Source organism: Synechococcus sp. R5-13 (assembly GCF_047462015.1).
In the GTDB taxonomy this organism is placed as follows: Bacteria; Cyanobacteriota; Cyanobacteriia; order Thermostichales; family Thermostichaceae; genus Thermostichus.
In genome coordinates, this window is sequence record NZ_JANSIL010000149.1 from 1 (window position 1) to 25999 (window position 25999).

A 25999-nucleotide genomic window follows, 5' to 3' on the forward strand; every position below is an offset into this window, starting at 1 on the left:
TAACTTCCGCATTCCTCCCGACACTGACCCTACGGGTACAGTGCGGGGCTCCTGCGATTTCTAGCTGAAAGAGGGTTTTCTGAAGGTCTTGCAGGGCTCAGGACGAGGGTTTTGTTCCTCAGATAAGATAGCCACCTAAAACTGAGACAGAAAGCGCAGGTCGCTGGTATAAAACAGGCGGATATCCTGAATGCCGTGGAGGAGCATGGCCATCCGCTCAATGCCGATCCCTGCCGCAAATCCGGTGTAGCGCTCCGGGTCGTAGCCCACCGCTTGAAATACATTGGGATCCACCATGCCGCAGCCGAAGATTTCCAGCCATTTCGAGCCAAAGCGCACGTCCATCTCAGCAGAAGGCTCGGTAAAGGGAAAATAGCTGGGCCGAAAGCGGGTTTCTCGCTTGCCCAATAGGCGGGTGATGAACGTGTTGAGGGTGCCCTTCAGGTCGGAAAAGGTGAGGTTCTCGCCCACCGCCAAAATTTCCATCTGGTGAAACACAGCGGAGTGGGTGGCATCCACGGTATCGCGGCGCATCACCCGACCGGCATGCACAATGCGCAGCGGCGGCTGGTGTTGCTCCATGTAGCGCACCTGCACCGAGGAGGTTTGGGTACGCATCAGGTAGCCATTGGCCAGGTAGAGGGTATCCTGCATATCCCGCGCCGGATGGTCGGCAGGGGTGTTGAGGGCCTCGAAGTTGTAGTACTCCGTCTCGAGCTCAGGCCCATGCACCACGGTGTAGCCCATTCCCACAAAGATATCGAGCATGCGGTCGATGGTGGCCTGCAGCGGATGGATCCGCCCCAGAGGCCGACGGGGCCCGGGCATAGTGACATCCAGGCGCTCTGCTTCTAGGCGGGCCAGCAGTTGAGCTTCACCAAGGGCCTGTTTGCGCTGCTCCAGACTGGATTGGAGGGCCTCTTTAAAGGTGTTGGCCAAAGCGCCAATGGCAGGCCGTTCTTCTGGGGGCAGCTTCCCCATTCCCCCCAAGATTTTGGAGAGCTTACCTTTCTTGCCCAGGTAGTCGATGCGGATCTGTTCCAGAGCCTCCAGACCGTCAGCTTGTTCCACTTGGGCGAGGGCCTCGCTTTGCAGGGTGAGAAGCTGTTGGCGAAGCGTGTCTTTTTCGTCTTGCATGGGGCCGATTCCAAGGGCAGAAGGGATCCCTGGGGGTTGAGGGAATCCCTATAAAAGTATCACAGGAGGGAGCCTGACTGTGCTTTCCCAGCCAGTGGGGATGGCCAGCAGCGGGGAGAATTTGGGGGTTAGCTCTGAGGCGCCGAATCTGGCAACAGACACCCCAGAGCGTCACACCCTGCCGGTCCCTCTGCTGCCAAGGTAAAGTTGCGGTCGTAGCGGGCCAGGGCCGCGAAGAAGTTATCTGTCCGCCGTCTCTTTTTGACCTCGGCCACCAGTCGTTCGTAGGTGGGCTTGTCGATTTTCTCAAAAGGCAGGCGGGGGAAGGGGGCATCGAAGCGGGCCAGCAGCGCTGCGCTGATGTAGCCCTCGTCGTCGCGGATGGCTTCGTAGATACGGGATCCCAGAGCTTCCACCTCGTCCTCCCGCAGCTCGATGGTGGCGGAGGTGTTGTGGGTGGTGTAGTACTTCTGAACCTGCATATAGAAGTCAAACTGGGCCAGGGCCGAGAATTGCTCGATCTCGATCTGGCCAGCACCGGGCAGGTTGGCCCATTCTACTTCCACAGGCAGTTCCACCAGCCATTCGGTACAGCGGGGATCAAAGGGGTCGTTGAGCAAGTTCCCGTTTTCATCTTTGTCCGCCTGAGCAGGTACCACCGAGTAGCCATAGTCCAGACAGGCCAGCGCCACCGGGTCATTTTTGGCAAAGGTGATGCGGCGGATGTAGCGTTGGGCTTTGGGCGGGTGCCAGCCGGGAGAGGCGTTGGTGAGCAGCGACTTGGTGCCGGCGGGCTGAACCGTGGTGCAGCGGTTGGGGCGGCGCAGGCTGTGGCGATCGCAGTAGTCCCAGACCACGCGGTGGACGATCTCCTTCCAGCGGCTGAGGTATTCCCGCTCCTGCTGCTTGAATTCCTTCCCGATGGGGGTATCGGGTCTCCCTTCCTGCCACCAGCGCAGCCATTCAACCCCAAAGGCTTTGACGCAAAAGTCGAACAGGCCTGTGAACGAGACGCCGACGATGGGATCCCATTCCCGCGAGCGCTGAAAGCGGGGTTCCACAAAGTGGTGGTGGAGTAGGGCTGCCACCGTGAGAGCTCCCGCTGTAAAGGCGTCTTCCTGCTCCTGCCGGTTGTGGGGATCCAAACGGTTGAGGTGGATCTCGGCCAAGTTGCAATGGAATGTGTGGCCAATAATCTCGCCACAGTTGTGGACAACAAACCCATTGGCATCAAAGCACGCTGGGCCGGGGACAGTACAGTCATACACCGGCTCTACCCCGTCTGCCTCAAGGGCAGCAACCGTCACAGCAAACCGCTCTCGGTTGAGCTGGCGCTTGTAGCCATTCAGCAGTGCCTCTAGCTTTTGGGCTTTGTGCGGTTCCCGAAAGCCGACCCATTCCTGGAACAGATGCAAGTTGTCGTTGGCAATAACCAATTCGTGCTGGGCTTTGCAAGCGTATGGTGCAGGTTGGCGAGCACTGTTCGGCAGCAGGCGATATCCAGCAGGACGGCGATTCTCATACAAAACTGCAATGATGCCCAGCCGCGCCAGCATGCGCTGAACCGCTTTGAGGGTACCCAGATGGCTTTGAGAGAGCCGCACGCTAACCCCTTTCTCCTGATTACCTTGCACGCTGCCATCCGCATCAAAGAGCCCGCACAAGAAGCCTCGATGAAACTGGAAGCTGGTGGCTTCGAGCGCCTCTGTCATCTGCTTTTGTCCGGGCCTCATGCCGAACTGGGCCGCCAGTTTTGCCAACCCCCTGGAGCCGATAACCCGCAACCCAAGCTGCGCATAGTGATATGCCTCTGGCTGGCGGGGCTCGTAACCCACTGCCGTTTGCAAAAGCTGAATCGCATACTGGCTCATTTCGGCTTGGGTATCTTGCCAATAGCGTAATAAAGCCGTGTCGTTCCACGGGGTTGCCGTAAGGCTACCGTCACCCAGCAAATTCCCCAAAAGCCAGCCTTCTTCCCAGGTACCCGCCCCATCCCACGGGGTGAGATCGCGATGGTTGTGCAGCAGGATGCGGTCGCCCGGTTGTAGGCTTTCTGCCGGTACCCACTCGGTGTATTGTGCCTTTTGGGTTTGAGCGGTGACTTTGAGAACCCGATGGTTGCCTGTCAGCCGCAGAGAGAACCCTTCCTTGGTCAAAAGCTTCAGCACAGGCTTGGTACCGGAGTAGAAGAACCCCTCCGGTGTGGTACTGAATAGTTCTCCATTGACATAGGTGCTGTGCTGCTTCCCAATCAGGTCTCTCACCTGGCGCGGCCCATCGCCCGTGTGCACCCAGGTATCGGCTGTCACGCAGGGATTCAGCCCATAGCGCCACAGGCGATCCTGAAGTTCCTCTTCCCCTAGGGAGGGATCCCGTCCCTTTAGCCATTCTCGGGCCGTTCCTGCCTCATAGGCTTTAAGAAAGTCGGGTTTTAGGTCGGGTGGGATAAGGTCGCAATTGGCCCGTGCTACGGCTTCCCCGGCCCACTGGATGGCCCCCTCGCCTGAGTAAAACTGCTTCCGCACGGCCTCAACACATTCTTCCCGCGTCGGCTTGCGGTGAAACACCCGCGTGTGGTTGGCCATGCGCAGGGCATCTCGCTCGGGATCAATTCTCCAGTTGCCGTTTTCGTCCTGCTGCCAGAGGTTGTCTTTGGCGGTGGATCCCAGCTGGTCGTCGGCAGCAAACTGACGAATGCCAGCGCTACGACGAATGTTTCCCGCCACCACCACCACCGCCGCCTCGTCGATGAGCAAACAGCACTCCACCGAGTTCAGTTGCCGACCTACCGCCCTGTTGAGGATGGCGGCACAGCGCTCGTACAAGCCGGGCAGCTTAATGGGGTTGGCTACGCCCCCAAACCCTTTCAGCCGCTCCCCAGCCGGGCGGACATCGCTCAAGTCCACTGTCACTTCCACCTGGCCCCCAAAGCCGGGATCCGACGCCAGCTCCAGCAGCGCTTGGTACGAATCCACCCAGCCGCGGCGACTGTCTCCCACCTGGATGTGCACCTGGGATCCCTGCCGTTGGATGCGGGTGTGCTCCTGCCGCTCTTCGGGAGGGGTGGTGCCGATGGATCCCTTCACGTGAACCCGCAGGCGGTTGACAATGGGGGGCAACTGGCGGATGAACTGCGGTTCCAGCACCGCTCCCGTGCCGCAGCCCATCATGGCCAGATCCATCATCAGGCCAAAGGCCCGCCAGTCCACCACCGCCAAACTGGTGCAGTTGTAGGCACCGGAGAAGTTTTCCGGCTTCTGGATCCAGTCGGTGCCCATCACCCACAAGGCTCGACCGGAGATCAACGCCTTCAACTGCCGCTGCATGCGCTCTACGAGCTCCCGCTCCTGGGGGGTAAAACGCCCCAGCCGGGCGATGTCGGCCAAGGTGCGCTCGCAAACTTCGCCCCAAGTCTCGCGGTTGCCATCCGGGCGGCGACGGCTGTAGGTGCGGTAGAACACCGGGCTGGCCGCCGGGGCTGTGGCCGGAAACTCGCCCAGAGGCAGGGATCCCGTCGTTTCAGCGGGATCAAGTCCCTGTACTTCTTTGCTCTGTTCGCCTGAGCGGGACGAAGTCCACACCATAGCCACACCTCTTCTGCAAAGCTCGGTAGTTCCGACTCTTGAGCGCCGGTTGGCAACCCCGCCGACCCAATGCCCAACCACGTTATCACAATCTTCGGGGGTCTGGTGTTGTAGGTAGTGTTGTGCTCTGAGAAGATCTTTAAGAGCCTCTAGGGATAGGGCAGGCCCGCTGTCTGCCGGGGGAGCCGCAAGGGAACGGAAGGCTCGGCAGAAGGGCTACAGTGGAGGAGAGGGATCCCAAGTTAAGGGGCTGCTTGTCGTCTTCAACGGCACCTTCCTGGGCCTTCTCCCCAGTGAGAGCTGTGTAAGGAGTTGTATCGTCATGACCAGTCGCCTGCGCATCGGTAGCTTGTGGGGGATCCCCTTTTTCATCGACTACACCTGGTTCCCGGCGGCCCTCCTGCTGGTGCTCTCCTACGGGGTGTTGACGGCGGTGGGGTTGTTTCTTTCTCTGCTGGCTCATGAGTTGGCCCACAGCTTGGTGGCCCGCGCCTATGGGGTACGGGTTAACTCGATAACCCTGTTTATTTTTGGGGGTATGGCGGCGATTGAGCGGGAAGTTCCCCGCCCCCTTGGGGCTTTTTGCGTGGCGGTGGCAGGCCCTCTCCTCAGCTTGGGTCTGTTTGTTTTCTTCAGCGTGGCCCGGGCTTGGGCTGTGCCGGAGTCGATGCTGGCCTCAACCCTCACCAGCTTGGCTGCCATCAACCTGACGATTGCCCTGTTTAACCTGCTGCCGGGCCTGCCTCTGGATGGGGGGCAAATGCTCAAGGCGGCCATCTGGGGTTGGACAGGGGATCGGCAAAAGGGTATGCTGTGGGCGGCCCGAGCCGGCCAGGGGGTGGGCTGGGGTTTGGTGGGGCTAGGTCTGCTGGTGGTATTTTGGGGGAGCCTCAACGGCCTCTGGGTGGGGTTGATCGGCCTGTTTATTTTGAACACCGCCCGCCGCTACAGCCAGTACGCGCAACTGCAGCAGGTGCTGGCCCGCCTGAAAGCTGCAGATGTGATGACCCGCCAGTTTCGGGTTTTGGACGCGAACATGAGCCTGCGGGAGTTTGTGGATCGCTATCTGGTGCCTTCTTCTCTCAGGCCGGAAGCCCCAACTCAACCGGCGGACGTTTATTTTGCCGAGGAAGATGGCCGTTACCGCGGGTTGGTCAGGCCAGAACTGCTCAACGACATCGAGCGCAGCCAGTGGGATCGCCTCACCCTGAAAGCCATTCTCAAGCCGATGGAGCAACTGCAGGGGGTACGAGAAGAGACCCCCATTCCCCAGGTGATTCAGATGATGCGCCAGGCAGAACCCCGCCGCATTTTGGTTTTCACGCCCACCGGCGCCATTGCTGGCTTGATCGACCGGGGGGATGTGGTGGCCATGGCTGCCCGGCAGTTGGGGGTCGTGCTGCCCCAAGAGGTGGTGCAGCGGGTGCGCGATAGCGAAGAATGGCCCCCTGGATTTCAGGTGGAGGACAATCTGGCCGGAGAGGGATCCCCCAGTCTGGCTTGGCAGGGATCCCCGGATCTGCGCAATGAGCCTTAGGGGGACGTCTGGACAGGGAGCAGCCCAAGGTACCTAGGTTCTCCCTCTACCACAAAAGGGGTTGGGATCTGCAAGGTGGGGAGAGAAGGCCGAGAAAAGTAGTCTCAGATACTATTTCCCGGAGCCCCTCTCCATCTACAATTAAGACTGTTCTCCATCAGTTAAGAATTTTGAACCGCTCTCCTCGTCTTTTGCCCGCCTACACCCACCGACTGAGCAACGGGTTAGGCGTTATCCTTCATCCCATCCCCATTGCCGATTCTGTAACCGTTGATGTCTGGGTACGGACAGGCGGACGCCATGAGCCGCCGGAGTGGCTGGGCCTATCCCATTTTTTGGAACACATGGTGTTTAAGGGTAGCGAGCGGCTGGCTCCTGGTGAGCTGGATTGGGCCGTGGAAGGACGGGGAGGAGTTACCAATGCTGCCACCGGCCAAGACTACACCCATTACTACATTACGGTGGCTGCTGCCGACCTGGCGGATACCCTGCCCTACCTGGCAGAGGTGGTTTTGCGGGCCGGGATCCCAGATCTGGAGTTTGAGCGGGAGCGGCAGGTGGTTCTGGAGGAAATTCGCCGCGCTGCCGACAACCCGGACTACACGGCCTATCAGCTCTTGATGGAGACCGCCTATGGGGAGCATCCCTATGGACGACCGGTGTTGGGCACACCGGAAAGCTTGATGCAACTGACCCCTGAACTGATGCGCGCCTACCACCGCGCTTGGTATCGGCCTGAATCCATGACGGTGGTGGTGACGGGTGGCATCGATCCTGAGCAGGCGTTGGCCTTGGTGGAGGAGCAGTTTGGCGGCCCTGCCGCCGGGCCAGCACCGGTCAGCCCCCCCATTCCGCCCCAGCCTCGTCCCCAAGGGATCCTGCGCCGGGAGAGCGACCATGCCCGCTTGGAGCAAGCCCGCCTGAAGTTGGCCTGGCCTACTGTTGGCATTGACGATTGGCAGCAAGCCTGTGGCCTGGAGATGTTGGCTTCTGTGCTGGGAGATGGCCGTACTTCGCGGCTGGTGCATCTGCTGCGGGAACAGCGGGGCTGGGTGAGGGCCATTGGCTGTTCTTCGCTGGTGCTGAAGGAGGGGGGACTGTTTTGTATTGGGGCTCAACTGGAGCCGGAGGATGTGGCGCGGGTGGAGGCGACGATTCTGCACGAGATTGAAAAGCTGCAGCAGGATGGCATCGGCCAAGCGGAGTTGGATCGCACCCGGCGTATGCTCATCCATGAGTTTCTGTTCTCCGCCGAGTCCCCCAGCCAATTGGCGGGCATCTATGGCTACTACGAGACGTTGGGCGGGGTGCAACGCATTCAAGAGTACCTGGAGCTGGTGCAATCCTTTACTCCGGCTCAGATCCGGGAGTTGGCCCAGCAGTACTTGTCTCCGGAGGCTTATGTAGTCACCGTTCTCAAGCCGACTGCCCTGGATACAGCGGCGGCTTCGGAGCTGCAACTGGCCTGTCGGTGAGCGCTGCCTCGACGCTCCGGACTCTTGATTTTCGGATTTTGGACGGGATCCCTTGCCTGCATGAACTCTGCTCTGCTTGCCACCCAACGTGGCCGTTTACAGCGCGTCCTTTTGGCCAATGGCATCACGCTGTTGCTGGGCCAGAACCCAACGGTGGAGATCTTAGCTGCCCACTGTTTTTTCCGCGGTGGTAGCCGGGCAGAGCGGCCGCAACAGGCGGGGGTGAGCCACTTGATGGCGGCTGTCCTCACCAAAGGTACGCATCGGCGCAACTCCCAGGCCATTGCTGCTGCGGTGGAATCGCTGGGAGCCTCGCTATCGGTGGACAGTTCTGCCGACTCTTTCGAGGTGAGCCTGCGCTGTGTGGCTGCCGATTTCCCGGAGTTGCTGGATTTGCTTGCGGAGACGCTGCGGGATCCCAGTTTTCCTGAAGAGGAGGTGGCGCGAGAGCAGGGGTTGATGCTGCAAGCCATTCGCGCCCAACAGGAACGGCCCTTCAGCTTGGCTTTCGAGCAGGTGCAACAAGCCCTCTATGGGGATCATCCCTACGCTCTGCCGGGGTTGGGACGGCTGGAAACGGTGGGATCCCTGACCCGCGAGGATTTGGTGGCCTATCACGCGGCCTACTGTCGTCCCAATGGAATGGTGATGGTGGTGATCGGCCCAGAGCCGCCGGAGCAGATGGCTGCCCAGGTGGAAGCGGCTTTGGGAGACTGGGTTGTTCCCGGCCCCTCTCCAGAGGATCGGGATGTTCCCCTGCCCCCTCTGAGGGATCCCCAACTGCTGAGGTTGCCCCAGCCCACTCAGCAGACGACGATCTTGATCGGGTTTCGCGGATCCCCTGCTGCTTCTGCGGATTATCCGGCCCTGAAGTTGCTGGCCACCTACTTGGGGAGCGGTCTGTCCAGCCGTCTGTTTGTGGAACTGCGGGAGCGCTGTGGCCTGGCCTATGAGGTCTCGGCTTTTTTTGCCACCCGCCGGGATCCCGCCCCTTTTGGGGTTTACATGGGCACTGCAGCAGAGAACACCCAGGTGGCTCTGGAACGCCTACAAGCAGAAATCCACCGTCTGCAGGCCAATCCGCTCGACCTGGCAGAGGTGGAAATGGCGCAGCGCAAACTTCTGGGCCAGTATGCCCTCAGCAAACAAACCAATGCCCAGGTGGCTCAACTGGCGGGCTGGTACGAGATTTTGGGCTTGGGCATGGAGTTTGACCGGCAGTATTTGCAGGGGGTCAGGCAGCTCACCCCAGAGCAGCTCCACCAAGCCGCAAAGACCTACCTGGCCCCCCCGGCCATTGCTCTGGTGGGGCCGGAAGCCGCCTTGGCAGAAGCAGAGCCGATGTTTTAACTGCTACCACTTTTTATAGGGCAGGAACTTACCAGACATAATCACCTTAACACGATCTCCTTTAGGATCCTCTTCCTTTTCTATGTCTAGGGTGAAGTCAATAGCGCTCATGATTCCATCGCCAAACTTTTCATGAATCACGGCTTTGATTGGCATGCCGTAAACTTGAACAATCTCGTAAAAGCGGTAAATTAAGGGATCCGTCGGCACCACTGGCCCTAAGCCTTTCAGTGGGCATTCGGTCAATTGTTTAGCGACAGCGGCGTCCAAGCCTAAGATTTCGGCAATTTTGTTTGCTTCTTCTGCGGAAGCACTGGCCTGACGATAGAAGACCGCTGCAATCCACACCTCATCCCGGCCTATTTTCTCTTCCAAGTCAGCAAAAGTTAATCCCCTTTCAGCTTTGGCTTCCAAAAGCTTTTTGGTGATTTCGGGAATGGCTGTACTCATCATCGACTCCTAAGTTTTAGCTGTGCAGGCAACTCAATCTGGATTTACCACCCAAACCCGAACCCGCGATTCCTCAGTGGCACAGGTTTATTGGGAAAAGTGATGCTCTATTCAGAATCTGCTGCTTTTTTCCTTAATCATACGTAAGGAAGCACTTCTTAGGGCAGGAAGATACGCTATGTCTTCAACTCAATTCTGTAGTTTCAGCTACAGCAAGAACATCAGTCCCGCTATCTCGCTTGCAACATTTCTCTAATCTTTGAGATGCTCTACTTGTAGCTCCTCACTCTGAGGATCCTTGGAAGCGGAGAAAAAGGTGCTAGGCTTTGCGTTCTGCCTGTATCGGCGCCCCCTTCGGCGGCCCCTGCGCACCCACCACGGCCTGTGGTCTATCCGGGAAGGGATCCTGATCCGACTTACAGATCGGGAGACAGGCTGTCAGGGATATGGGGAAATTGCTCCCATCCCTTGGTTTGGCAGCGAGACCTTAGAGCAGGCTCTGGCGTTTTGTCGGCAGCTGCCCCCTCTTTTGTCGGAGGCGCATATTTTGGGGATCCCAGAAGCACTGCCGGCCTGCCGGTTTGGGTTGGAAGGCGCTTGGCTGGCCTGTCGGGATCCCGATTGGTTGAACAAGGATCTCTCTCTACTCTCTTTCTGTGAACTTTTGGGGGAGACCCTGCCGCCGGAATCTTACAAGGACTCCTACAAGGACTCCGTCCCACTCACGCGGTCGGTGTACAAGCTCAAGGTGGGGAGGGATCCCATGCAGCAGGAGTTGGAGAAGCTGGAGCAATGGCTGGAGCGGTTGCCACCAGGATCCTATCTGCGTTTGGATGCCAATGGGGGGTTAGCGCTTGCGGAGGCCCACCGGTGGCTGATGGTTTGTGATCGGCTCAACCAGGCCTCGCCGGTCAAGATTGAGTTTTTGGAGCAGCCTCTGCCGCCGGATCAGCACGCCCATTTGGTGGAGCTCAGCCGCCAGTACCAAACCCCCGTTGCTTTGGATGAATCGGTGGCCTGCCTGGAGCAGTTGCAAGCGATCCATCGGTCAGGATGGAAAGGGATCCTGGTGGTGAAGCCGTCTCTGGTGGGCTCCTGCATCGCGCTGCGAGAGTATCTCAGCCGCCATCCCGGCCTGGATCTGGTTTTTTCTTCTGCGCTGGAGACTGCCATCGGCGCTTGGCATGGACTGGCCTGGGCGGGATCCCTGCAAGCCAAAACCGCCTCTCCCCGGGCCGTGGGATGGGGGGTAGGGGAGTTTTTCCAGGAAGGGGATCCCCTGACCTTGACCCAGCTCTCAGCCCAGGAGCGGGCTGCCCTCATGCAGGCGGTGTGGGAGCGCTACAGCCGGCCCTAGACTGCGGCGGCCTGTTGTTTGGCGTATTCCTGCCGCAGATAGGCCTGGATAAAATGCATCAGCTCCTCCGGCTCGCCGTTCATAAAGGCCTCGACATTGTAGGTTTCGGCGTTGGTGCGGTGATCCTTGATCAACTTGTAAGGATCGAAGGTGTAGGTGCGAATACGCCCCCCAAAGCCCTGAGTCACCATCTCGCCGCGAATCTCGGCCAGCTTTTGTCTGCGTTTTTCTTCTTCCATCTCGATCAGCTTGGCCTTCAAGATCTGGATGGCCCGCTCTTTGTTTTGCAGTTGGGAGCGCTCCTCGGTGCAGCGCACGGCAATGCCGGTGGGCTTGTGGATCACCCGCACCGCTGTTTCCACTTTGTTCACGTTTTGGCCACCTGCTCCACCCGAGCGGGAGGTCTCGAACTCCAGATCTTCCATCTTCAGCTCATACTCGCTTTCCTCTTCCAGGATCGGCATCACCTCTACGCCGGCGAAGCTGGTTTGCCGTTTGCCGTTGGCGTTGAAGGGGCTGATGCGCTCCATCCGGTGGTTACCCTTCTCGGCAGAGAGATAACCATAGGCGTAGGGGCCTTCGATCAGCAGGGTGGCGGACTTGATGCCGGCTTCGGCACCTTCGGAGTATTCCGAGAGGCTGACCTTGTAGCCCTGGTTTTCGGCCCAGCGGGTGTACATTTTCAGGAGCATTTCCGCCCAGTCCTGGGCGTCGGTTCCCCCTGCGCCGGCGGTGATGGTGAGGATGGCACCGTTTTTGTCGTAGGGGCCGGAGAGCAGTTGCTGTAGCTCCCACTGGCCCAACTCCCGCTCCACCACTGCCAGGGATCCCGCTGTCTCGGCTAAGAGTTCCGGATCGGGCTCTTCTTGGAGCAGCTCAAGGGCGCTGGCGGCATCTTCCAGGCGATCCTTCCAGCGGTGCACCTGATCCCAGGAGGCCTTGAGGCTGTTGAGCTTTTGCAGGTGGCGGCGGGCTGCCTCTACATCATTCCAAAACTGCGGCTGCGAGGCTTCTTGCTCTAGGATGGCAATCTGTTGCTCCAAGTGGGGCAGGTCAAAGATAGTCCTGAGCGTTGCTCAGGCGCAAGGTGAGCGATTCTAGGGTGCGTCTTAGATCGGCAAGTTCCATAGAGAGCAGCAAGCTGTTTGCGCGTCGGATCCCATCCTAACCTGTGGGCCGGCAACTCAATCAAGGGATGGAGCCCTTCTGTGGGGCAGTTCCTGGCCGTTCCCATTGCAACAGCATTGCGATCCCTTGTCCATAGCAACAACCCCGCCAGAGGCAGGACGGAGTCCTTTGGCTTCTGCCGAAAGATCCCTGTTGAGGTGGCTCAAGCCTATAGCAGAATAAAGAATTCGGTTTCGGAGGCTGCGATGCTGAAGGTCTTTTCCTTGCTTTCCGGGCTGGTTTTGGCGGGAGGAGTGGCTGCTTTGGCCATCACCAATCCCACCTTAGAAGAGTACAGAACCCATGCAGGGCAACAACTGGCCGCCTACGCTACGCGAGAATACTGCGCTCAGATCCCGTCTTTCTTGGTCACTTTGATTGAGGAATGTCATGCCCTTGTCCGAGAGCTCCAGCCCGAACTAGAAGCTCTGTTCATGCGCCAAACCCGCCGGCAGAATTTTATCCTTTTCAGCCTCTACACCACCGATTTGTCGTTGCTCAACTTTGGCCCACTGGGGATCTCCTTGCCCACCTACCACTTTGAAACCCTTGCCGTGGCTGGGCAATTTTATACTTATGAGATTCGAGAGGGGAAAGCTGCCCCCTAGCCACCATGGCAACCTCAGGCTCTCAGGATCCAGAAGAATCTCAAAAGGGAGGCTAGATTTGGGCTCGTTCCAACAGGGTTTGCAGCTCCTCTAGGGCCAACTGAGCCGACTGGGCCTGCTGGTAAAGGGATTGCACCACCTCAGCGCTGCTCTGGGCCGATTGCAGGGTGGATTGGCTTTGTCGCTGGATGCGATCTGCCAAGCTGCGAATGCGGTTGCTGGCCTCGGTGGTTCGTCCCGCCAATTTGCGGATCTCCTGGGCAATGGCTCCAAAGCCACCGGCACCACCGCTGCGGTTGGCCTCTACAGCCGCATTGAAAGAGAGCAGGCGAATGTATCCTGCCACCTCCACGATCAAATCCACGATGGTGTTGATCTCCTTGAGTTCGCGGGATAGCTCCTGGTTGTTGTCGGCAATTTCCTGGAAGAGGGTGCGCACCGCTTCTACCCCAGCAAAGGTGGCGGCAAAGGTGGATTTGCCCTTCTCCGAGAGGATCGAGCTAATCTCGATGATGCGGGCGTTGAGGCGAGCCAGCTCCTCAGAGCGCTGTTGGGCCCGGCGACGTTCCATGTCTAAGGCCAGGTTTTGGTTGAGGATCTCGGCTTTCTGCCGCTCCAGATCCCGGGCATACTGGAGGCTGCGGTTTTTTTCCTGCTCCAGCTCTGCCAAGATCCTTATCATCTCTTCCTGCTGCTCTTGTAGCTTACGCTGGGTGGCCAGATGCACCTGGGCCTGGGCCACCAACAACACCGGCACATCGAGAAGGCGGTAGTCCTGGGATCCCAGTTGAACCACCACGGGGTCATAGATGGTCTCTTCGGGCCGTTGGAAAGCTCGGTCGGCTGCTTGGATAACATCGCAGTCGCCGGGGAGCAAGAGAAAATCCCGGCTATGGAACTCTACCATGGAGCTGATGGGCCGCTTCAAAAACACATCCAGGCCGTAGGGCTTGCTAAGCATCCACTCCAGAATGGCGCGGCGGGTCAACATTCCCCGCACCTGTGACCGCTCGTCCAGCACGATGACTCCTGAAAGGCTGCTGTCATCTTCTAGGCGGCGCACCACGTTCTCACAAGGAGTGGACTCGCTCACCTGAAACTCCACCAAGGCCAAATCGCGCAGCTTGGTGTTGATCGATAGGGTAGGAGTGGGTGGATTTGTCAGGGTAGCCATCACAGGGATCGTCGGCACACGTTGGGTACAGATGGGTTGGATGCTAATGTGTAGAGTAACACAAAAAGTCGGCCCTAAATCGGCCTTTGATGGGGTGATTCCTGCAGAAAATCGACCACCTTCAGTTTGCCCTGGGATCCCACCTTTTGCCCATAGGATTTTGCAGAATTGTGCGGGAAGGATGGCCTGGGATCCCTTCTTTGCGGTTTGCGGGGATGGATCCCTTTGAAGCTGGATTTAGCGGGTTTCTTGATAGCGGTGGTAGATTTCCAGAATTTCGCTGCGTCCTCGGTTAAAGGCGGCCACCACTTGCGGGTCGAAATGGCTGCCGCTGTTGTCTTCTACAAACTGAAAGACCTCATTCAAAGCCCAGGCTTCTTTGTAGGGGCGACGGCTGGCCAAGGCATCGAATACATCGGCTAAGGCCACAATCCGCCCTTCTAGAGGGATCCCTTCTCCTTTGAGGCCGCGCGGATACCCACTGCCGTCGAACTTCTCGTGGTGGGTAAGGGCGATGATGGCGCTCTTTTGCATCAGCTCGGAGTCGGACTTGCTGAGAATTTCGTAGCCGATCTCAGGGTGGCGGTTCATGATCTGCCGCTCTTCTGGGGTCAGACGCCCCGGCTTTTGCAAGATGGCATCCGGGATCCCGATTTTGCCCACATCGTGCATGGGACTGGCGTAGAAGATCAGCTCTTGCTCATGGCTGGATAGGCCCAAGTGCTTGGCGATGATGCGAGAGTAGTTGCTCATCCGCTTCAGGTGAAAGGAGGTATCTTGATCCCGGTATTCTGCGGCCACAGACAGACAGAAGATGGTCTCGAAGTGGGCAGATTTGAGCTCTTCCCGCAATTGGACGTTTTGATAGGCAACCGCCGCCTGGGAGGCCAAGGCTTCTGCCACGCTAACTTCCAGCTCAGAAAAAGGTTGGCTCCACTCGGCCACTTGGTCAGGAGCTAGGGGGGTGGGGTGATCCGGCTTTAGGCGGTTCAACAGTTGTAGGGCGCCGAGGATCTTTCCTGAGGGATCCCGCATGGGCACAGTGAGCAAGGAGCGGGTGCGATAGCCGGTCTGCCGATCCACCTGTGGGTTAAAGGCATAGGGCCGGTCGGCGGGCAGGCGGTAGACATCTGGCAGATTCAGGCTCTCCCCGGTGAGCACCACATAGCCCACAATGCTGGAAGGGCTGAGGGGCAGGCGCAGATCCCGCAGCTCCTCATGGCGGTTGACCACGAAAAAGCGCAGTTCCTCCCCCTCTCGGACAAAAAGGCTGGCCCCATCACAGTGGGTCAGTTCTCGGGCTTGAGCAACAATCAACTCCAGCAGCCGCTGCAGATCCGTTTCTGAGGAGAGGGCGATCCCCACTTGAATCAGACGCTGGCTGAGGCGCAGGGCATCCGAGGCATCGAATTCGGTTGTGCTGGGGTGAAGACCGAAGGGGGTGGGCAGGCTCATAGCAGGGTTGGTCAGAAGCGTTCACAATGAGCGTTGACAATAAACAATGGCAGAGTCATGGGCGGCGAGCCATTTGCCCCCAGGGATCCTCACCGCTGTCCCGACTCAGTCCGGCTGGGTATCTGACACCTTCGGGGCGACCAGCAGCCCAAAAACACGCCAACACCACTCAAAGCAGCGATGCCTTACTTTAGCTCGAGGAGGCGAGAAACGTTGTGACCCAGGTCAAGCCCAAGGGAACCGATGAGATTTCCCTGCAGCTTGTTGTGGGCTTGGGCAATCCCGGCCCTCAATACGCCAATACTCGCCACAATTGCGGCTTTATGGTGGTGGATCGGCTGGCGCAGCGCTGGGGGATCCCGTTGGTTTTGGAGAAGCGATTCCAAGGTAGCTACGGAGAAGGGTTTGCCCTGGGAGGAAAGCGACGCTTGCTCAAGCCGGAAACCTACATGAACCGTTCCGGCCAATCGGTGCGGGCGGTGCTGGATTGGTACAAGTTAGATCTCGCCTCTGTGCTGGTGGTGTACGACGATATGGATCTGCCGCTGGGTCGTCTGCGCCTGCGGGGATCCGGTTCTGCCGGTGGGCACAACGGCATGAAGTCCATCATTCAGCACTTGGGGAGCGAAGGGTTTCCGCGGCTGCGTTTGGGGGTGGGCAAACCCAGGGGCAGCCAAGATGTGGTCGGGCATGTGTTGGGGGGATTTGCGCCTGCAGAACAAGAGGTGCTGGAGCGGGTGTTGAATACGGCGGTAGAGGCCGTGGAGTGCTGCTTGCAAGAGGGACTGAGGACAGCCATGAACCGCTTTAATCCTCTGGATCTGTCTGGGCCATCGTCCGATTTGGATGGATCCAACCCTGCACCGGGCCAAGGCGAGGCTTCCTCCTGAGGAGCAGCTTGTCCTGGATTGCCGGTTCTGAGGGGTTTTCCAGGAGAGGAAGTGGTAAGGGCTTCGTCCTGCTCATGGGAACGTCTGTGGAGACAATACTCCAGATAATTGATAATTATCTGGAGTATAAGAGTACCTACCTGGGCGTTGCCAACAGTTCCCAAGGGAGGTTAGCTTCTGTAACAGTCTTCCAGCAGAAGGGCGAAAGGAATGGGAACGGCAGCGTTCCCACCAGGGCCGGCCCGAGACAAAAAGCTGTTCATCATTTGAGGGTGAGATCTTGCTGTTGAACAACCTAGATTCAGTGTTGCTTGCTGTTGAAGCCGCTGCCCCCCTTGAACCGGAAGGGGCTGCCAATCTTTTACCCCTGATCTTGGCGGCGGTGCTGATGGCTCTGGTGGTCATCTATCTGGCCAGCCGTATTGCCGGAGAAATCGCCGTTCGCCTCGGCTTTCCGCCGGTGCTGGGAGAATTGCTGGGGGGCGTCGCGGTAGGGGCCTCCGCTCTGGGGTTGCTTGTCTTCCCAGAAGGACAAGTTTCCGGCCAAGAGCTGCACACCTTGGCTCAATCCTCAGCACTGATGCAATTTCTGCAAGCCACTGCCGGACTCGACGAGGGATCCCTGGTACAGGTGTTCTCCTCCCAAAGCCAGATCATCGACATCCTCTCCGAGATCGGGGTGATCGTCCTTTTGTTTGAAATCGGCCTCGAGTCGGATCTGGCCGAGCTGTTGCGGGTCGGCCCTCAAGCCGCAGCCGTAGCCGTCATCGGGGTCGCTGTGCCTTTCCTGGCCGGAACCCTGGGCTTGCTCTACCTGTTTCATGTGCCCGTTATCCCCGCCATATTTGCCGGCGCTGCCCTCACAGCAACCAGCATCGGCATCACCGCCCGCGTCTTGGCCGAGCTGCAAAAACTCACCTCCCCAGAAGGACAGGTGATCATCGGTGCCGCCGTCTTGGATGACGTGTTGGGCATCATCATCTTGGCCGTGGTGGCGGGCTTGGCCAAAAACGGAGAAGTCAACCTTTCCGATATTGGCATCATCATCCTCAGTGCCATCGTCTTCTTGGTCGGCTCCATTGTTTTGGGGCGCCTTCTCAGCCCCTACTTTGTTGCCCTTCTCAACAGCCTGAAGACCCGAGGTAACCCCCTTCTGCCCGCCCTTGTGCTGGCCTTTCTGCTGGCTTATGTAGGGCAAATCATTCATCTAGAAGCGATTTTGGGCGCCTTTGCCGCTGGCTTAATCTTGGCCGAAACCGAGAAACGGCAAGAGCTGGAAGAACAGATCAAGCCCATTTCCGACCTACTGGTGCCCATCTTCTTCGTCTGCGTTGGGGCCAAAACCAACCTTGCCGTACTCAACCCCACCCTCCCCGTCAACCGAGAGGGGCTGATCATTGCCGTCTTCTTGATCGGAGTTGCCATTGTGGGCAAGCTAGCAGCGGGCTTGGGGGCCTTTGGCAAGCCGGGCATCAACCGCTACGCCATCGGAGTGGGCATGATTCCCCGGGGTGAGGTGGGCCTGGTGTTTGCCGGTGTGGGGGCCGCCAGTGGGGTTCTCTCCGATGCCCTCGATGTCAGCATTATCGTCATGGTGATTGCCACCACCTTTGTCGCTCCCCTCTGGCTGCGGGGAGTGTTGATTGGGGAAGCCAACTCCCCCTCCCTCCTGGACTTGCAGGCAGAAGCGTCAGAGCAAGAGCGCAAAGGCGGCGCCGACGAGACCGCGTCATCGCTCCCAGACTCAGAACGGGTGGGCATCCCCGAGGGTTAAGTTATCTCAGCTTCCCCCTCAAACGCCCCCAGAGGGTCTGGAACAGCAGCCGCAGCGGATTGCGGCGTTGAGGCTTCACGTCAATTCTCTCCGTCGTCTCCTCTTGGGGCAAAATCGCCTGCATCGAGGGCGGATCAAACCGCTGCATGGTTGTGGAGCGTCGATCCACCACCTCCGCCTTCACGCTGCGAAAGCTTACAGACTGGAGATACTGCTGAAAATCTTCGTCCGACAACCGACGAATGCAGTACTGCATCCGCACCCGATCCCCCAACAGGATCTGATCCCCATCCTTGAGATCCCAGCTCAAACATCTCTGCCCATTCACCGAGACGCCGTTGGTGCTGCGCTTGCCCTCGATATTGCCGTCCAGCAGCCGGTAGGTATACTGGCCATCTTTTTGGGGTAGCCGCAGCAGCAGCGCGTGTTGCCGGGAAACCGCCGCCGAATGAATGACAATCGCATTGCTGGGATCCCTGCCAATCGAATAGGTGGCAGCACTGAGGGCCACAGCCCGCCGTCCTTGTTCATCATCGATCACCAACACATGCCAGATTTGGGAGGGGGAAGACTGTGCGCCGGTAGCCATGGTCTGGGGCCTTGAGGGGGAGCTGGGTTGACCGTCGAAGTTGCAGTACAGGCTCCTTTCCCGTTAGCGGGCTGGCAGCCACACCTCAGCCATTGCCCAACCCTCGGCGAACCGCTGTGGGAAGAAGCTCAACGAGGGGGAGACTCGGCAAGAGAGGGGCTTTCCCCCATAATAGTAAGGCAGAGCTTCTGCAAAAAAAGAGGATAGCTGAAACGTGAACACGACTCCAACCCCAACCCTCCTCGAAGCCCTTCCCCCGATCTACCCCGGCGTTGCCGTGCGGGTCATCAACCCCAACGACACCTACTACTGCTTTGAGGGCCAGGTACAGCGGGTTACCGACAACCATGCCGCTGTCCTCTTTGAAGGCGGCAACTGGGACAAATTAGTCACCTTCCGCCTCACAGAATTGGAAGTGGTGGACAAATCCCGCCCCTAGCCCTGCTCTCCCCTGTCCCTTTTGGCATCTCCCCATGCGCAGCCATTGGCAGGAACCTTTCCTCTGGATCCATGCCGCCGGCATCCTCCTCTTCCCCTTGTGGGTGGGGCTGACCCTGATCGGGCTGGCCACAGGGGATCCCCTCCTGCCGGTGGGGGCGGAGCAGGCTTGGGTGGCCGTGGTGGGCATTGGGCCGGTCTTTGCTATGCAGTGGCGCAAACCGTTTGACATCTTTAGCATGTGGGTGGCTTCTGTCCCCCCAGAAGAACTCACCCTCGAGCAGCGCCGCATCTTGGCCGCCTTCCTCAGCCCCGAACACAAGATCTTGACGCTGTTGGCGGCAATCCTGATGCTGGAAGTCGGTGAGCGCCTCTACGACTTTGCCCCCCTCTTTGCCCCGCTCACCCCTGGCAACGGCACCCGTCTGGCCGGCCTAGCCATAGCTGCCTTTGGATTTTGGGGATCCAACCTATTCTTGCAGATCCCCATTGCAACGATACGGGTACTCCTCCTCAGCGAGCCGGAGCTGGCCCAAATGGATCCCGTCCCCGTCGAAGAGATCGAAAGCCGCTTCTCCGTCCTCGGCAATCGCCGCAGCCCACTCCTGCAACGGCTGCTGCGCCGCATCTCCGGCCAGGATTCAGAAGGCACCTCGAAAGACCAAAAAGACAAGGTTAAAAACAGAGCGGCAGAAAACCCCCAGCCGGAATCCGAGAAGCGGGATCCCTCTGGGGAAGTTGCCATGCCGGCCCCTGAAACTCCCCCCGATCCCACCTAAGGCAAGCTTCCGCAAAAGCTGTAGCTCAATGTTAGATTGGAAGCAATCCAAGCCCTGTGAAATCCAACCATCGGCATTCCCCTGATCTTCGAGGCTACCGCACCGGCAATGGCGAGCAACTTTTCTTTCCGCTTCAAGCAATTTACCCAACGCCTCAGAGAAACCACCCAACTTCCCCAGTTTTTCACCGATCAAGCCACCAGTGAAACCCAAAACCTCGCTCGGGAGTTGGCTTTGGTTGGGGAATACGCCACTCAGCTTAGCCAAGTGGTGATGGAGGTGGACTTTCTCAACCAGCTCTACACCCGTCTTTTGAACGAGCGGGAAGTGTTGCAGCAGGAAAAAGATCACTTGGAAGCGCGGGTCTTTGAATTGCAACAGGAACGCAACGAGACGGAGCCCCAGGTGATGTATTTGCGAGAGCAGCTCAGCCAGGCCAGCTTTCAACTGGAACAAACTCAAAACCGGGAACGCAGCCTTAGCGAGCGAGAACGACAGTTGTCGGAAATTGTAGCCCAACTGGAGCGACGGCGGGCTGTACTCAACCAAGCCATCGAAAACCTCACCAATCAAGAGGCCGATTACACCGTTCGCACCAAAGAACTGGAGGCGGTCGTCCGGGAAAACGAAAAGAAAGCCAAGCAGTACCTGGAAGCTGCCAACCACTACCGCGCCTACCTGGAAGAGCTCAATGCGCAAGTGCAAGAAACGCAAGCCAAGCTGAGAAGCCTTGGTGTCGAGCCCAAGCCCGCCGACCTGCCTCGACTTGAGGATCTGGAAAAACCCACCCCCATCCCAACGCCACCCCCTGCCTACACGCCTCCTCTCCCCCAACAGCCCCCCCCATCCCAGCAGAGTGGCTATTGGTCAGATAGTCCCTTCGACGACGACCCCTGGGGATAGACCGTCCTGCCAGGATCTATAAGCCAGCTTTGCGACAAAGCTCAGTGCTCTCTGCCCGAACTGGCCTTGGGGATGCCTGGGCGCTCACGTACCCTGGAAGAAACCTGTTGCAAGGGATCCGCAGGATCTCCACTGGGGATCCCGAGCCTCGAGATTCAATATTCAATTCGATGGGTTTCCTGCCCAGCCAAACCTATGGAACCGACCCTGCCGGATTTACAGGCCCTCAGCCAATGGGATCGACAGTTCTGCCAGTTTGCTGCCCAGCAGCAGCTCCTCAAGCCCAAACAACTGGCTTTGGCCCTGAAGATCCAACGGCAGCAGCACGGCCCTCTAGCCTTGATCCTCTGGCAGTTGGGCTTTGTGGGCCTGCAACACCTGGCTCAGTTCTGGGAAAAAATGCCCGGCGGAGCCGAGCTCGAACTGCTCGAGGACAGGGCCTGCGGTGGATGAAAGGTGCCCCCTTCCCCCACTCGCTTTTCCGCCAGAAGAGAAGAAGCAAGCAGATCCCTCTTGCTACCCAACGCTGTCGCCACCAGGCAGCACCTCTTTGGGATCCTCCGGCGGCGGCAAATGCGCCAGATCCACAGGCGAAGGGGATCCCCCCAAAATTCGCACCTGGATCCCCTTGATCACGACATAGAGCACCGGCACCACCAGCAAACTGAGCATTGTCGAGACGAACATGCCGCCGATCACCGCCGTGCCCAGAGACTGACGGCTGGCGGCCCCGGCCCCGCTGGCCACTGCCAGCGGGAAAATGCCCAGGATAGTGCTCAGGGCGGTCATCAGAATGGCGCGGAAGCGCGTCTCGGCTGCTTGGGTGGCAGCTTTGAGCAGTGGGATCCCTTGGGCAACCAACTGGTTGGCAAACTCCACAATCAAGATGGAGTTTTTGCTGGCCAGCCCGATCAACATCACCAACCCGACTTGGCAGAAGACGTCGTTGGTCAAGCCCCGCAGCAGTTGCGCCAAAAGAGCCCCAAGAACCGCCAGCGGCACCGCCAACAAAATGATCAAGGGATCCACATAGCTCTCAAATTGCGCCGCCAGCACCAGGAAGACGAACACCGAGCCCAAAGCAAAGATCAGCGGCGCCTGTCCTCCCGACTCGATTTCTTCCAGCGACAGGCCCGACCACTCGAAGCCAAACCCCTGCGGCAACAACTGGGCGGCTAGAGTTTCCATAGCCCGAATCGCTTGCCCTGAGCTAAAGCCCGGCAGGGCGCTGCCCTGAATTTCCACCGAGCGGAAGAGGTTGAAGTGGTTGATGATGGCCGGGCTGGTGGTCTCCTCCACCTGAACCAGGGTGCTCAACGGCAAGAGCTGCCCCTGCCCACCCCGCACGTAGAACTGGCCGATGCTTTCCGGGTTACCTCGGAATGCTTGATCCGCCTGCACATAGACCCGGTAGTTGCGGTTGAACAGGTCGAAATCATTGACGTAGGTGCCCCCCAGCAGCGTCTGCAGCGTGCCGAAGACATCCAACAGAGGGATCCCCAACAACTGGGCCATCTCCCGATCCACCTGTACTTCTAGCTGCGGCGAATTGGCGTTGAAGGTGGGCGGGTTAATCCGCAAGCCCAAGGGGGGTTGGCCCGGCGGGGGCGGCGAGTTGCCCACAAAAAACAGGGTGTTGGCCGTCTGCTCCAAGAGGTTGAAATCGTTCACCCCCCGATCCTGAAGCTGGAAAGTAAACCCGCCCGCAACCCCCAAATTGGGAATGGCCGGCGGCAGGATCGGGATCACCAATGCGCGGCTGATCCCGCCCAAAAAAGGCCCAAATAGCCGGTTGACAATCGCTTGCGCCGATTGCTCCGGTTGCCGCCGCTCTTCCCAGGGCTTGAGGGTGGCAAAGATCAGCCCATTCCCCGGCGAGGGCCCGGTAAAGCTGAACCCCCCCACGATCACCCGATTTTCGATCTCAGGGATCCCCTCCAAAATAGCGGCGGCCTGCCGGATCACCCTGTCGGTATAGTTGAGGGAAACCCCCGGCGGCCCCTGGACAATGGTGATGAAAAAGCCCTGATCCTCATCCGGCACAAACCCCGTCGGCACAATTTGGAACAGCCAGTAGGTGAGGCCCAAACAGGCAATAAACCCCGTCACCACCAACAGCCGCAGCTTCACCACCAGCTCCAGCAGGCGGCAGTAGGCCGCTCGGATCCCTTCCACGGCGCGGTCAAACCAGCGCAGCAGCCAAAACATCTGCTCTGAGCGGGGGCGAATTAGCAGCGCCGACAAAGCCGGAGCCAAGGTAATGGCATTAAACGTGGACAGCGAAACCGACACGGCAATGGTGACGGCAAACTGCTGGTAGATGCGACCGCTGGTGCCAGGAAAGAAAGCAACAGGCACAAATAGCCCCAGCAGCACCAGCGTCGTGGCGATCACCGCCCCCAACACCTCGTTCATCCCCGCCGAGGCCCCCTGCAGAGGCCGCATGCCGCGGTCGCGGATGTAGCGGGAGATATTCTCCACCACCACAATGGTGTCGTCCACCACCAAGCCAGTGGCCAGGGTGAGGCCGAACAGAGTCAAAGTGTTGATGGAAAAGCCAAACAGGCGCACAAAGGCGAAGGTCCCCAGCAGCGCCACCGGAATTGTAACGGTGGGAATGAGGGTGACGCGCCAATCTTGCAAAAAGATGAACAGTACCAGCACCACCAGGGCAATAGCCTGCAGCAGGGTAAAAATCACCTCCTGCACCGACTCGGTAATGAACAGGGTGGCGTCGAAAGGGATCTCGTAGATCAAGCCGGGCGGAAAACTCTCCGCCAGCTGCGCCAACGTCTGCCGCACCTGCCGCGACACCTCTAGGGCGTTGGCATCCGGTTGTTGGGTGATGGCGATCCCCACCGCCTCCTGCCCCCCGATGCGGAAGAACGTATCGTAGCTTTGGGCCCCCAGCTCTACCCGGCCCACATCGGCAATGCGCACCAAGCTGCCATCGGCGTTGGCCTTGAGAACGATCTGGGCGAACTCCTCCGGCTGCGACAGCCGCCCCGTGGCCTGGACGCTGATCTGAAACTCCTGATCCGGGGGGCTGGGCTGGCCGCCAATTTGGCCGGCGGGCACCTGGATATTCTGCTGGCGCACTGCGTTTACCACATCCAGAGCTGTCAGACCATAGCTGGCCAGCCGCGTCGGATCCAGCCAGATGCGCATGGCATAGATGCGCTCCCCGAAAATGATGACATCGCTGACGCCGCGGATGCGCCGCAAAGCATCCCGCACAAACAGCTCCGCGTAGTTGCTCAAAAACAGCTCGTCGTATTCCCCCGCCTCTGAGCGCAGCGCCAACACCAGCACAAAGGCGCTGTCGCCGGCCTTTTCCACGCTGATGCCGTTTTGGATCACCTCCGCCGGCAGCCGGCCCTGGGCCCGCGCCACCCGGTTCTGCACATCCACAGCCGCCGTGTCCAGATCCCGATCCGGGCTGAAGGTAACGGTGATCTGGCTGGTGCCGTTGCTGCTGCTCACCGAGGCGATAGACCGTATACCCTCGACGCCGTTGATCTCCTGCTCCAGCACATTGGTTACCGCCGTCTCCACCGTCTCGGCGTCGGCCCCAGGATAAACAGCAGTCACCCTCACCGCTGGCGGCGCCACCTGTGGGTAGTAGTCCACCGGCAGTAGGGGAATGCTCACCGCCCCCACCAGCACGATCAGGATGGAGCAGACGCTGGCAAAAACAGGGCGGCGAATGAAAAAGTCAACAAACATAGTCCAGCGCAGTGAGGAGTGAAAGGGGATAGCTGAGTTGGGAAACCGCCGGAGAGAGGACCTAGGGCGGGGATCCAGGAGGTCTCCCTCCCCCTTGTGGCTGCATCCTCTGCTGAAAAAGCACCTCATCGACAATCGGGGCGCCATCGCGGATTTTCTGCAGGCCGCTCAGCACAATTGGCTCATTGGCCTCCAAACCCTCCAGCACCTCATAGCTGTTTCCGTAGATGGATCCCAGCTGCACCGGCCTTTGCACCGCCACCGCCCCCGGGGGCATGCCCTCTGCTGGCGGCTCCGTTGTCTGCACCGTGTAGACAAAGGTTTGCGCCCCCAAGCGGGCCACCGCCGTCACCGGCACCAGCAAGGCCGGCCGCTCCTCCCAGATGACCCGAGTCCGCACAAACTGGGCCGAGCGCAACTGGCCGGCAGGGTTCTCCAGAAGAGCCTTGGCCAGCACCGATTGCGTGGCGGCGTTGGCTTCGGGAGCAATGAAAGAGATTTGGCTGCTGCCGATCACCTCGCCGCGGCTATCCAGGATCTGCACCGGCGTGCCAATGCGCAGCTGGGGGGCCCGCTGCAACGGGATGTTGAGGTTGAGCTCCAGCGCCTGGGTTTGGGTCAAGGTGGTCAAAACCGTCTGAGGCGTCACGTAGTCCCCTTGCCGCACCAAAACATCCCCCACAATGCCGGCAAAGGGAGCTGTAACCTGGAAAAACTGCAGTTGCACCTGTTGCCGCTCCGCCTCGGCCTGGGCTCGCTGCACCTCCCGCTCTGCCCGCAAGATCGCGGCCTCCTGAGCGCGGATCTGCTCCTGTTGCGCCGCCAAAGCCGCCTCCGCCTGGCGCAGGTCGCGGCTGGATTGATCCGCTTGCGCCTGGCTGATGGCCCCCTCGGCCAAGAGGCGCAGGTTGCGCTCGTGCTGCTCCCGGGCAAACTCCGCCGCTGCCTCCAGCCGCATCCGATCCGCCCGCAACTGGCTGAGCAGAGCACGGCCGCTCTCCAGGTTGGCTTGGGCTGCGGCAATCCCCGCCGTTTGGCCGGCCACCGCCGCCTGTTGCTGCCGGCTGTCGATCTCAAAGAGAGGGGCTCCGGCAGCCACCTGGGATCCCAGCTGCACGAACACCTGGGTCACCTGTCCACTGACCTGAGGGCGGATACTGGCCACCTGCTGGGATCCGAGGCTGGCCATGAACTCTGAGGTCTCTTCGATTTGCTGTTCCTCTACCCTGCCGACGGCCACTGGTGTGGGTTGGCCTTCTCCGCCCCCTTCACCCCCCATGCTGCGAGGTGGCCCGCCGGGCCGGCAAGCAGCTACCAAGAGAGAAAGGCACAACAGCGGCAGAGCTGTTCGCAGTTGCATCGTGAACCTGCCTCCCTAACGGCTATCCCAACAGAGGGATCCCACCTCTGCATTGACTCAATCAACCAGGGTACTGAGACTGTGCCCTGCTGCGCCTGTGCAAAAGCGCTGGCCATCCTTCCCAATCCAGAGCTAGGGTGGATGCGTGACATCCTCCCGGCGCTCGTCCTGTGGATAGAGCGCGGGCCACCCTTCCCGTCAGCAGGACGGAGTCCTTACCTCGCGGTCGGGCATTCCTGCCCCACG

At 59.4% G+C, this 25999-nt stretch carries 20 protein-coding genes; 11 read left to right on the forward strand and 9 right to left on the reverse strand.

The annotated features are described in order from the left end of the window. Positions 1-135: 135 nt before the first annotated feature. Entirely contained in the window at positions 136-1137 is a 1002-nt protein-coding gene (gene pheS / locus NW840_RS11275; protein WP_011432376.1) for a phenylalanine--tRNA ligase subunit alpha, read from the reverse strand. Positions 1138-1265: 128 nt separating this feature from the next. Further along, entirely contained in the window at positions 1266-4721 is a 3456-nt protein-coding gene (nrdJ, locus tag NW840_RS11280) for a ribonucleoside-triphosphate reductase, adenosylcobalamin-dependent (protein WP_414344345.1), read from the reverse strand. A 322-nt stretch (positions 4722-5043) separates the two neighbouring features. Here nrdJ and NW840_RS11285 point away from each other — a divergent pair, with 322 nt between their 5' ends. From NW840_RS11285 to NW840_RS11295, 3 genes are all read left to right on the forward strand, one after another. Further along, entirely contained in the window at positions 5044-6258 is a 1215-nt protein-coding gene (locus NW840_RS11285; RefSeq protein WP_414344346.1) for a site-2 protease family protein, read from the forward strand. Between the two features lie 170 nt (positions 6259-6428). Further along, complete coding sequence (locus tag NW840_RS11290; protein WP_414344348.1) at positions 6429-7733, forward strand: M16 family metallopeptidase; 1305 nt, start codon at positions 6429-6431, stop codon at positions 7731-7733. Positions 7734-7793: 60 nt separating this feature from the next. After that, positions 7794-9083 carry a M16 family metallopeptidase gene (locus tag NW840_RS11295; protein WP_414344349.1) on the forward strand — a complete coding sequence of 430 codons (1290 nt, stop codon included), beginning with the start codon at positions 7794-7796 and terminating at the stop codon, positions 9081-9083. A gap of 3 nt (positions 9084-9086) precedes the next feature. Here NW840_RS11295 and cynS read toward each other — a convergent pair whose 3' ends face one another. Continuing rightward, the gene (gene cynS, locus NW840_RS11300; protein WP_414344350.1) at positions 9087-9536 is read right to left on the reverse strand and encodes a cyanase; all 450 of its coding nucleotides are present in this window, start codon (positions 9534-9536) and stop codon (positions 9087-9089) included. A 313-nt stretch (positions 9537-9849) separates the two neighbouring features. Between cynS and NW840_RS11305 the strand changes: the two genes are divergently transcribed. Beyond that, complete coding sequence (locus tag NW840_RS11305) at positions 9850-10890, forward strand: o-succinylbenzoate synthase (RefSeq protein WP_414344351.1); 1041 nt, start codon at positions 9850-9852, stop codon at positions 10888-10890. Here NW840_RS11305 and prfB read toward each other — a convergent pair. Then, positions 10887-12018, reverse strand: a protein-coding gene (gene prfB / locus NW840_RS11310) for a peptide chain release factor 2 (protein ID WP_414344353.1) whose coding sequence is annotated in 2 segments (ribosomal slippage) — positions 10887-11945 and positions 11947-12018 — 1131 coding nt in all. Because the reading frame shifts where the segments join, the coding sequence is not laid out codon by codon here. The genes NW840_RS11305 and prfB overlap by 4 nt on opposite strands. Before the next feature lie 245 nt (positions 12019-12263). Between prfB and NW840_RS11315 the strand changes: the two genes are divergently transcribed. Next, a complete protein-coding gene (locus NW840_RS11315) occupies positions 12264-12665 on the forward strand; it encodes a DUF4359 domain-containing protein (RefSeq protein WP_071818187.1) in 402 nt (133 codons plus the stop codon). Positions 12666-12717: 52 nt separating this feature from the next. Here NW840_RS11315 and NW840_RS11320 read toward each other — a convergent pair whose 3' ends face one another. Both NW840_RS11320 and NW840_RS11325 read right to left on the reverse strand, forming a co-directional pair. Continuing rightward, positions 12718-13839: a methyl-accepting chemotaxis protein gene (locus NW840_RS11320; protein ID WP_414344354.1), complete on the reverse strand. Its 1122-nt coding sequence runs from the start codon at positions 13837-13839 to the stop codon at positions 12718-12720. Positions 13840-14076: 237 nt separating this feature from the next. After that, positions 14077-15294, reverse strand: coding sequence for an HD domain-containing phosphohydrolase (locus NW840_RS11325; RefSeq protein ID WP_414344355.1), 1218 nt, complete (start codon positions 15292-15294; stop codon positions 14077-14079). Positions 15295-15509: 215 nt separating this feature from the next. Between NW840_RS11325 and pth the strand changes: the two genes are divergently transcribed. Continuing rightward, on the forward strand, positions 15510-16184 hold the full coding sequence (gene pth / locus NW840_RS11330) for an aminoacyl-tRNA hydrolase (RefSeq protein ID WP_414344356.1): 675 nt from the start codon (positions 15510-15512) through the stop codon (positions 16182-16184). A 307-nt stretch (positions 16185-16491) separates the two neighbouring features. Next, positions 16492-17958 (forward strand): cation:proton antiporter, encoded by a 1467-nt coding sequence (locus NW840_RS11335; RefSeq protein WP_414344365.1) that lies wholly within the window; start codon positions 16492-16494, stop codon positions 17956-17958. 1 nt (position 17959) lies between these two features. Here NW840_RS11335 and NW840_RS11340 read toward each other — a convergent pair whose 3' ends face one another. Then, entirely contained in the window at positions 17960-18547 is a 588-nt protein-coding gene (locus NW840_RS11340) for an FHA domain-containing protein (protein ID WP_414344357.1), read from the reverse strand. 214 nt (positions 18548-18761) lie between these two features. On the opposite strand from NW840_RS11340, the gene NW840_RS11345 reads away from it, so the two are divergent. From NW840_RS11345 to NW840_RS11360, 4 genes are all read left to right on the forward strand, one after another. Continuing rightward, positions 18762-18986, forward strand: coding sequence for an NAD(P)H dehydrogenase subunit NdhS (locus NW840_RS11345; protein ID WP_011432364.1), 225 nt, complete (start codon positions 18762-18764; stop codon positions 18984-18986). Positions 18987-19020: 34 nt separating this feature from the next. Continuing rightward, entirely contained in the window at positions 19021-19764 is a 744-nt protein-coding gene (locus tag NW840_RS11350; protein WP_414344358.1) for a low-complexity tail membrane protein, read from the forward strand. Positions 19765-19872: 108 nt separating this feature from the next. Further along, a complete protein-coding gene (locus NW840_RS11355) occupies positions 19873-20667 on the forward strand; it encodes a hypothetical protein (RefSeq protein WP_414344360.1) in 795 nt (264 codons plus the stop codon). A gap of 195 nt (positions 20668-20862) precedes the next feature. Next, complete coding sequence (locus NW840_RS11360) at positions 20863-21120, forward strand: DUF2949 domain-containing protein (protein ID WP_414332300.1); 258 nt, start codon at positions 20863-20865, stop codon at positions 21118-21120. A 63-nt stretch (positions 21121-21183) separates the two neighbouring features. Here NW840_RS11360 and NW840_RS11365 read toward each other — a convergent pair whose 3' ends face one another. Next, positions 21184-24393, reverse strand: a complete 3210-nt coding sequence (locus tag NW840_RS11365) for an efflux RND transporter permease subunit (protein ID WP_414344361.1) — start codon at positions 24391-24393, stop codon at positions 21184-21186. A 61-nt stretch (positions 24394-24454) separates the two neighbouring features. Next, positions 24455-25753, reverse strand: a complete 1299-nt coding sequence (locus NW840_RS11370) for an efflux RND transporter periplasmic adaptor subunit (RefSeq protein ID WP_414344363.1) — start codon at positions 25751-25753, stop codon at positions 24455-24457. Positions 25754-25999 lie beyond the last annotated feature (246 nt).

Excerpts from the sequence above, each read along its gene's own strand:
- pheS (WP_011432376.1), bottom strand. The coding sequence starts at position 1,137 with ATGCAAGACGAAAAAGACACGCTTCGCCAACAGCTTCTCACCCTGCAA.
- nrdJ (WP_414344345.1), bottom strand. The coding sequence starts at position 4,721 with ATGGTGTGGACTTCGTCCCGCTCAGGCGAACAGAGCAAAGAAGTACAG.
- NW840_RS11285 (WP_414344346.1), top strand. The coding sequence starts at position 5,044 with ATGACCAGTCGCCTGCGCATCGGTAGCTTGTGGGGGATCCCCTTTTTC.
- NW840_RS11295 (WP_414344349.1), top strand. The coding sequence starts at position 7,794 with ATGAACTCTGCTCTGCTTGCCACCCAACGTGGCCGTTTACAGCGCGTC.
- cynS (WP_414344350.1), bottom strand. The coding sequence starts at position 9,536 with ATGATGAGTACAGCCATTCCCGAAATCACCAAAAAGCTTTTGGAAGCC.
- NW840_RS11315 (WP_071818187.1), top strand. The coding sequence starts at position 12,264 with ATGCTGAAGGTCTTTTCCTTGCTTTCCGGGCTGGTTTTGGCGGGAGGA.
- NW840_RS11320 (WP_414344354.1), bottom strand. The coding sequence starts at position 13,839 with ATGGCTACCCTGACAAATCCACCCACTCCTACCCTATCGATCAACACC.
- NW840_RS11325 (WP_414344355.1), bottom strand. The coding sequence starts at position 15,294 with ATGAGCCTGCCCACCCCCTTCGGTCTTCACCCCAGCACAACCGAATTC.
- NW840_RS11340 (WP_414344357.1), bottom strand. The coding sequence starts at position 18,547 with ATGGCTACCGGCGCACAGTCTTCCCCCTCCCAAATCTGGCATGTGTTG.
- NW840_RS11350 (WP_414344358.1), top strand. The coding sequence starts at position 19,021 with ATGCGCAGCCATTGGCAGGAACCTTTCCTCTGGATCCATGCCGCCGGC.
- NW840_RS11355 (WP_414344360.1), top strand. The coding sequence starts at position 19,873 with ATGGCGAGCAACTTTTCTTTCCGCTTCAAGCAATTTACCCAACGCCTC.
- NW840_RS11360 (WP_414332300.1), top strand. The coding sequence starts at position 20,863 with ATGGAACCGACCCTGCCGGATTTACAGGCCCTCAGCCAATGGGATCGA.
- NW840_RS11365 (WP_414344361.1), bottom strand. The coding sequence starts at position 24,393 with ATGTTTGTTGACTTTTTCATTCGCCGCCCTGTTTTTGCCAGCGTCTGC.
- NW840_RS11370 (WP_414344363.1), bottom strand. The coding sequence starts at position 25,753 with ATGCAACTGCGAACAGCTCTGCCGCTGTTGTGCCTTTCTCTCTTGGTA.